The organism is Rhizobium sp. P2_G2, from assembly GCF_056403555.1.
Map to the genome: position 1 here is coordinate 1 of NZ_JBFUFF010000186.1, position 7,061 is coordinate 7,061.

The following is a 7,061-nucleotide window of genomic DNA, read 5'->3' on the forward strand; positions in this document are numbered from 1 at the left end:
GGTCGCCGGCAGGGGAAGAAAGCTGCGGACGGCCGTTGCGGGAGAACGATCGAGGCAAAGCCGCTCTCCGGTCAGACATGCCTCATCGAGCCCGACGAGGGGCACTGGCAAACAGTCGGGGAAAGGAAGATAGACATGGCGATCGCGCCTAAGAGGACGGGAAAGCGCTTTTAGGTCAGTCCATACCAAGTCCCGCGTCCAGCACCATGCTGCGTGAGGTGCCCGTGTTCGGTTAAACCCTTCAGATGGTCTTTCACGGTGTTTCGGCTTGCACCGGTCGCCCGCGCCGCGTCCATGACGGTCACCCGACCACGTTCGCGAGCAAGTTCAAGGATCGTGACAGACAGTTCCGGCAAGTCGCCGAGCAGAATTCGTTCGCGCTCGATCTTGCGCTCCAGGCGCTGCTTTTGCCGCTGCAGGCTGCGCAGGAAGAATTCGGTCCAAGGGTTCCAATCGGGTCGGTCCGTCCGAATCGTGCCTTGCGTCCGACGGAGCGCCAGATAATAGGTCTCCTTGTTTTGCTCTACGACGCTCTCAAGTGAGCTATATGGCACGTAGATATAGCCGGCCCTCAGCAGCAATAATGTAGTCAGCACGCGCGACAGACGACCATTGCCGTCCTGGAAGGGGTGTATTTCCAGGAAGACCACAATGAATGTCGCGATTACGAGCAGCGGATGGAACTCGCGGCTTCTTTCCTGCTCCTGCTGCCATTCTATGAGCTCGGACATACGACGGGGCGTGTCGAAGGGAGAGGTGGTGGCAAACACGACGCCAAGGCTCTTGCCATTTTCGTCAAAGGCTTCGACATGGTTCGCGAGCGTCTTCCAGCTTCCACGGTGCCGCTCGTCTTTGGTAGAGTGCGCAAGCAAATCACGGTGGAGCTGGTGGATATGGTTTTCCGTCAGCGGGATGGCGTCAAAGGCGGAAAAGATAGTCTCCATCACGTCAGCATAGCCGGCGACTTCCTGTTCGTCGCGACTTGTGAAAGACCCGATGCGAAGGTTGGACAGGAGCTTTTCAACATCCCGGTCGCTGAGCTTAGCGCCTTCGATGCGCGTCGACGATCCAATGCTTTCTATTGTCGCGACCCGGCGCAGACTGATGAGGCGATCAGGAGCAATCCGTCCCAGGGCGCGCCAAGCGCCCTTAAACTCGTCGATCTCCGCGATAAGCGACAGGATTTCAGGGGTGATCCGCAAAGTCGATATATCGAGTGCCATCCATTGTCCCATCCGTTTCCATCCGAATGGCTATGACACAGCTCGCTCCATTTATCCATCCATGTCCATCCGATTTCAGTGKTGCTGTCGGTCAAGCAGAAGCGAAGGCGGCCCGCGAGCAACTATGCAATTCCCGATGCCAACCAATCCAGATGCTGACGGATGGTTGGCGGCTCTCAGCCGGGTGTCGGCGAACATGGTACAATCGGGCAATTGGTCAATTTCGGCATGCGCGCCCATCAAAGCAAGCGTCGTGGACAACGCCCCGGCGCCGAAAGCACACGGAGGATCGGGGAAGCACAGGCTCCTCCCCGATCAGAGCTGAAGCGTGCAACATCAGCGCGCTCTAATTTCGTGACCATCGAGCCAGAGACGGAGGTCCTGCCGCATGCGGCCGATGGGACCGTTGATCTCGATGACGTTGGCCTCGGCGGTGACATGCAAGCGTTCACGGAAGAGCCCGACGAGGTGCCGCATCACATCGAGAAAGAGATGTCCGCCGACCAGAGCGACATCGGTGAAGGGATGCCTCGCCAAAGCTGTCATGCTGCCAATGTGCATGCCTGGATGCTCGCCACCCGGCATCACGCGCCGCTGATTGCGAGGGCGGGGCCAGCGGGTGCCGAGCCCGCCCGCCTTCATCGCCGCAGCGATCGCCTCGGTCATGCGCGCGTCGTAGATCTCGATCGGCGTGTTGGCCTGTCGGAACCCGAGATGGGCCGAAAGAAACGCGACTTGTGCCTTTTCACCGTGGGGATCGACGGCGCGAACGGTACGCCATAGCGGTCCATCATAGCGATCGATCGCCGGCATATATTTTGGGCCGTCGCGCTTGGTCGCCGAGCAGGCAAGGATCAGCAGGCGGGAAGTAAGGAGAACGGCCATCATGCAGCCTCCCGCTCTTCGGAGACGGCGGGCTGCAGGCTGTGCAGGTAGCCGACGGCGCGCTGCGCATGCGCAGCCGCCTGGAAGATCGCCCGCTTGTCGTCGGAAAGAACCTTGAGCCAGGATTGAAGGTAGGAGGCGTGGTCCGGTCGCGGTTGCAGTTCGGGAGCGATGCCGAGATCGGCGCAGAGAAAGCAACTGCCAAGCTCCGCGATCAATTCCTCGCGGGCTCGTTCGGTCTTGTCCTTGGCATATCGGCTCAGGTCGCGTCCGACGCGGAAGGATGGCGCCGTCCAGTGCGTTGCYTCATGGCTGAGCGTGGCCACGTACCCAGCCGCATCCTCGAAGGTCTCGAAGGGTGGCATCTGGATGTGGTCGCTAGCCGGCGAATAATAGGCCCGGTTTCCGCCGTGACGGATCAGGGCGCCGGTGTTGCGGAAGAAGCRGTCGGCATGATCAATCCGCTCGATCGGATCGAGAACCGGAGCAGGGCGGTGGCAATAGTGATCCGGCAGYCCGTCGATTTGCTCGACGTTGAAGACAGTGTATGCCTTCAGGAAYGGGATTTCCCGTTCGACCTCGTTGCCGTGATCGTCAGCCTCGGATTTGGTGAATCGGCTGGCAAACACGACCGTCGTGCCCGTTTCACCCTTGCGGACGGCGGCGCCTACCTCGAKCGCCTGCTTGAATGTCATCCAGATCGCCGAGGAATAGCCGCGTGCCAGGCCCTCCGACCAAAGAAGCAGCACATTGACGCCACTGTAGGGCTGGCCATTGTGGCGGAGCGGCCGGGTGATCCGGCCATCCGCATGCGCTGCCTTCCAAGGCTGCGTCCACGGGCGGACGCCGTTGGCCAGCTCTTCGATGATCTTGTCGGTGATCTTCGCGTAGATGTCGGTGCGTTCATTTGCTGGTTTGCTGCTCATTTTCAGAACCTCCGTTCAGGAGGCCGCGCCCATCGCGGCCCGTCGCGGAGGGCCGATGGCAGGAGCGTTGAGGCGGTGAGCCGCACCGGAACGGCCGCAACGAAGTGGAGGACGGCGAAGCCGTTGCGGCTGGCCGCCGGCTCCTGCAGGACCGACGAACGGGACGGGTCGCAGGGCGAAACCTCATCCTTTTGCTTCATTCCTCGGCCTCTTCGTCGCCGGCCTTGGCAGCGACGCAGAAAAGGCCGGTCCCGCCAGGGCCGGCCTATCCAGATGATCGATGTGGTGGCGGGGCCGAAACCCCGCCGGCGGGTAGCTCATTCGAAAGCCGATAGCTGCGCCGCGGCAGCCTTGCGATCGAGCGACGTACCGGGTTGATCGACCGGGCGGTCGAAGGGCTTCCAGGTCTCGCCGACCACGTGCTCGTAGGCGGCAACGGCTCCTTCGGCCGCCATGCGGAGGGCGTGAGCCTGCACACCCATGTCCGCCGCGAACTCCCGCTTGCGCTGGGCGGCGCTGTCGTAGCCCACSGGRCCGTCAAGGTCCTCGTCGCGGGCRTCGTTTGCSGCCTTCGCCGTGGCGTCRCGCGCCTCGGTGACGGCSCGGGAGTAGAACTGSCCGGCGCCGTGGGCCGAGCYGACAWARGCKCCGACGATCCGCTGGAGATGGATCTGCATCGCSCGCTCACCGAGACCTTCGCTGAGCGTATCGGCGGTTTCGATGATCAGGCGCTCATGCWGGTCGCGRATYCCGTCGCTGTCGACGACGGCTGTGCCGAARCGTTCGGCGATCTTGRTCGCCTGGGCGGCATCGGGGCAGGTGAGCCGRACCATTTCGATYGTSGCGCCCTTGCGAAGCTGGACGACGCGGGCAGATTGGCGATTGGTTGCGGGCTTGGCCATGTCTGGTTCCTTTCCGGTTTCGCCGAAGGCTCGCGTCGGCCCCTTGCCGGAACGCCCTTCGGTACGGTCAAAGAAAGCCGGCGAAAGACGGGCGCTTTCAAAGGTCCGGAGCCCCTGAGCGAGCGGGACGGGTTTGCGGGCAAGCGGGGTAAGCCCCTGCGCGGGCCGCAAACCCGTCTTGCGAGGGAGGGGGAGGAGGCCGCAATGCGGCGCGCAAGCGGCCTTGAAACGACCGGCCGCCGGCTTATGACCGTGAAAAACCGAAGGTCGATCCGGCATGGGAGCGCGTCCCGGACTGAAGACCGGAATGCAGGAGACGAGGCCAATGACCGCCTCCCGTGCCAATCTCTGCCGCTGCCGCACCCTTCGGCCTGCGTGCTGATTGGACCCGGCTAGCCTATGCCGCCCTACACCCAGCATTTTCGCCGGGCTTTTCGCGGGCTGCGGCCAGCGCCGGATCCTGCCTCGCCAACTTGCGTGACAGAGCTTCGATTTCACCGCGCCGCTGGAAGGTCAAGCTATCGAGGTGCTCGCGATAGAGTTCGTCGTCGGAAGGCGTCCAGTTGGACCGACCCCGACGATGCGACCGGGATTTTACCTTCTGCGTAACGGTCATACGTTCAGCACGCCCGGCGATCTGGCGAAGAACGAGATTGAGATGTTGATGGGTCTCGCGGCGTGACGCCTCCATCGCCGCGAGCAGGGTCCGTGGACTGAGCGATGTCACGCCGCGCTCCTCCCTTCGACATGATCAGCGGCCACTTCGTCCGCTGACACCTCCTCGAGCACCGCATTCGGGTAGCCATGCCTCGTCAACCAAGCTTGAGCAGCCTCGCGGTTTTCGGCAAGATGGACAAGTTCGGCTGCGGCGCCGTGGCGATCGAAGACACGGATGGATCCTGCCAGAGGGCGTTCGAGCACTTTGAACGTGAGATCGGAATCGATGCCGAATGTGCGATGAATGCGAAGGACAACAACGTCCTTTTCGCCGAAGTCCGCCTCGTGCAGGGTGAAATGCGCTGGAGCCGTGTAATTGCCCAATGTGCGCGGTCCTTCCTTGCGGATAAGCCGACCCTTGCTATTCCGGGTCTGCCAGGCGGCAAGCTTCCTTTTGAATCGCTCGGGCGGACGCGGGGTGCCGTCGGACCAGGCAATGATCGAGCCGATGGAAGCAAGGTCGTAGATCAGAGACGCAGACATGGGTTTCCTCCGTTGGGTTCTGCGATGGCTCAAAACAGACCCGCCGACGGTGGCAGCCGGCGGCGGACTTGCCGTTGGGGATGGAAGGTTTGGCTATTCCGCCGCGATACCGTAGGCGGACCCGTCTTCGTCTGGAGCGTCATCGTCCTCAGAGCCCTGCGGATCGGATTCCCGGATGTCAGTGTCCGTGACGACGTCACCGGTGGATGCCTCGGTCGTCTCCGCCGAGGCAGGGTCATCCTGCTCCGGAACCTCGGCGTGCTTGATGAGATCCACGAGATCTTTCGGATCGGGCGCGAAGAGTGCCGCTGGATGGACGAAATGCCCTTCCTTGAAATGCTCGACCAAAGCGGCGCGTGTCTCCCGCACCCGGGCCTTCGGATGGACGGGGGTGCCTTTGCACGATGCTTCGAGTGCCTGCCGAGAGAGGCACGCGAGGAAAGCCTCCGTTCCCACATTGGGGAGGAAGGCGTCCGCCCCGATCGCGTCGCCGGCGATGCGGGAGATCACACCGCTGTTGGAATTGTTCCGCCGGCAGGACAGCACGTCGATCAGGACGGAGCGGGCGGTGACGCGCAAGGCGTCGATGTCGAAGGTCAGCTTGCCGTCCGGATCAAACAGACTTGCGGCATGGCGCTTGAACCGGGCGCCGCWGTAGAATGTCCCRTCGGCGCCSGAGTCGACKCGAACATTCAAACCGGCGAACGCGAGCACSAGCAGCGCCATCAGCATGTCGTCCTCGATCGGCGCGCGCCCGAGCGCATCATGCAGCGCATCCGTGCGATAGTCGCCGATCATGTCGAGACCATTTTGGGTGACGTCGGGGCGTGGCTTCGAGCCSRCGATCGGCTCTTCCACTTCGCCGGTGCCGTCGGCGGCCGCGTTCTTTCCCTTCGGCTTTTTGGTCTCGGGCAGCCGGTATTGGACCGTCTTCACCTTGCCGTCGCGGTCGAGATACATCGCGGTGTGGTCGGATTTCTGGGGCTTGCCATGGACCTGTTCGGCCTTCTTCGGCAATTCAGGCTGACCCCAGGTGTTTGTCTCGACGATTGATCCCTTCTTGGGGAGATTATTCGTTATCCATTCGTGCTGGGCACCGAGGAAGGCTTCGACATTGGTCGTGTAGCGGCTGTCCTCATTGGCCGGTGCGAACAGGTCTTCGACCCATTCGATGCCGTAAGCCACCGCCAGGTCATCGCCGAAGCTCGCATCCTTCGCGTACATGCGCTTGCGGTTCAATGCATTGGCGATCGACCACCACTGCGCGGTATCACCCTTCTTCGGCTTGTTCGCCTTCCAAACCTCGCTCTGCTCGTCGACGCTGGCAGCGGCGATAGTGCGAAGCTGCTGCTCGTTCGGCATGTCGCCAAGGGCAATCTGCTCGAGCATCGCCGGCAGCAGTTTTGCCAGAAGGCGCAGCTTGCGGATCTGGCGGACAGGCAGCGCAAGGGCAACCGCAATCGTGTCTTCGGTCCAGTCGAGTTCGATGAGGCGCTCGATGCCGCGCCATTGGTCGACCGGATTCAGCGGTTCGCGGGCAATGTTCTCGACCATAGAGCGCATGGCGCCGCTGTCGTTCGATGGCTCCGCCACAAGAACGTTGATTTCTTCGAGCCCGGCGGCGATCGCCAGTCTCACGCGCCGGTGGCCGGCATCGACGATGTAGCCGTTGCCGCCATTCTTTTCCGATTCCACCACGGGAGGCTGGACGATCCCGACAGCCTGGATGGTGGCGAGCATCAGGGAATCTGCTTGCGCTGAGGATTTGGATTGCCGGGTTCTGTCGGGGTTCTCTTTCAGGAGCCGCGGATCGACCTTTGCGAGTTGCATGGATTTGTCCTTCCAATGAATGCGGAACCGGCCCTCTGCCGGTCCTTCCTCTCGTCTTCTTTTTCCCGAAGACACTTCCCGGACGGCAGGGCGGC

Annotated in this window: 7 protein-coding genes; all 7 read right to left on the reverse strand. The window is 62.4% G+C overall.

Annotated features, from left to right (window positions below):
* Positions 1-170 precede the first annotated feature (170 nt).
* A complete protein-coding gene (locus AC1D06_RS41140; RefSeq protein WP_477991211.1) occupies positions 171-1,223 on the reverse strand; it encodes a Fic family protein in 1,053 nt (350 codons plus the stop codon).
* Positions 1,224-1,559: 336 nt separating this feature from the next.
* Entirely contained in the window at positions 1,560-2,108 is a 549-nt protein-coding gene (locus tag AC1D06_RS41145; protein ID WP_477991213.1) for a hypothetical protein, read from the reverse strand.
* On the reverse strand, positions 2,108-3,034 hold the full coding sequence (locus tag AC1D06_RS41150; protein WP_477991214.1) for an ArdC family protein: 927 nt from the start codon (positions 3,032-3,034) through the stop codon (positions 2,108-2,110). The genes AC1D06_RS41145 and AC1D06_RS41150 overlap by 1 nt, the downstream gene beginning before the upstream one ends.
* A gap of 317 nt (positions 3,035-3,351) precedes the next feature.
* On the reverse strand, positions 3,352-3,936 hold the full coding sequence (locus AC1D06_RS41155; RefSeq protein ID WP_477991216.1) for a hypothetical protein: 585 nt from the start codon (positions 3,934-3,936) through the stop codon (positions 3,352-3,354).
* Positions 3,937-4,333: 397 nt separating this feature from the next.
* Complete coding sequence (locus tag AC1D06_RS41160) at positions 4,334-4,663, reverse strand: hypothetical protein (RefSeq protein ID WP_477991218.1); 330 nt, start codon at positions 4,661-4,663, stop codon at positions 4,334-4,336.
* Positions 4,660-5,136, reverse strand: coding sequence for a hypothetical protein (locus tag AC1D06_RS41165; RefSeq protein ID WP_477991220.1), 477 nt, complete (start codon positions 5,134-5,136; stop codon positions 4,660-4,662). The genes AC1D06_RS41160 and AC1D06_RS41165 overlap by 4 nt, the downstream gene beginning before the upstream one ends.
* 93 nt (positions 5,137-5,229) lie before the next feature.
* Entirely contained in the window at positions 5,230-6,966 is a 1,737-nt protein-coding gene (locus AC1D06_RS41170) for a ParB/RepB/Spo0J family partition protein (protein ID WP_477991222.1), read from the reverse strand.
* Positions 6,967-7,061 lie beyond the last annotated feature (95 nt).

What these genes read in the sequence shown, in the direction of transcription:
- AC1D06_RS41165 (WP_477991220.1), bottom strand. Translation starts at nt 5,136, where the DNA reads ATGTCTGCGTCTCTGATCTACGACCTTGCTTCCATCGGCTCGATCATT.
- AC1D06_RS41145 (WP_477991213.1), bottom strand. Translation starts at nt 2,108, where the DNA reads ATGGCCGTTCTCCTTACTTCCCGCCTGCTGATCCTTGCCTGCTCGGCG.
- AC1D06_RS41140 (WP_477991211.1), bottom strand. Translation starts at nt 1,223, where the DNA reads ATGGCACTCGATATATCGACTTTGCGGATCACCCCTGAAATCCTGTCG.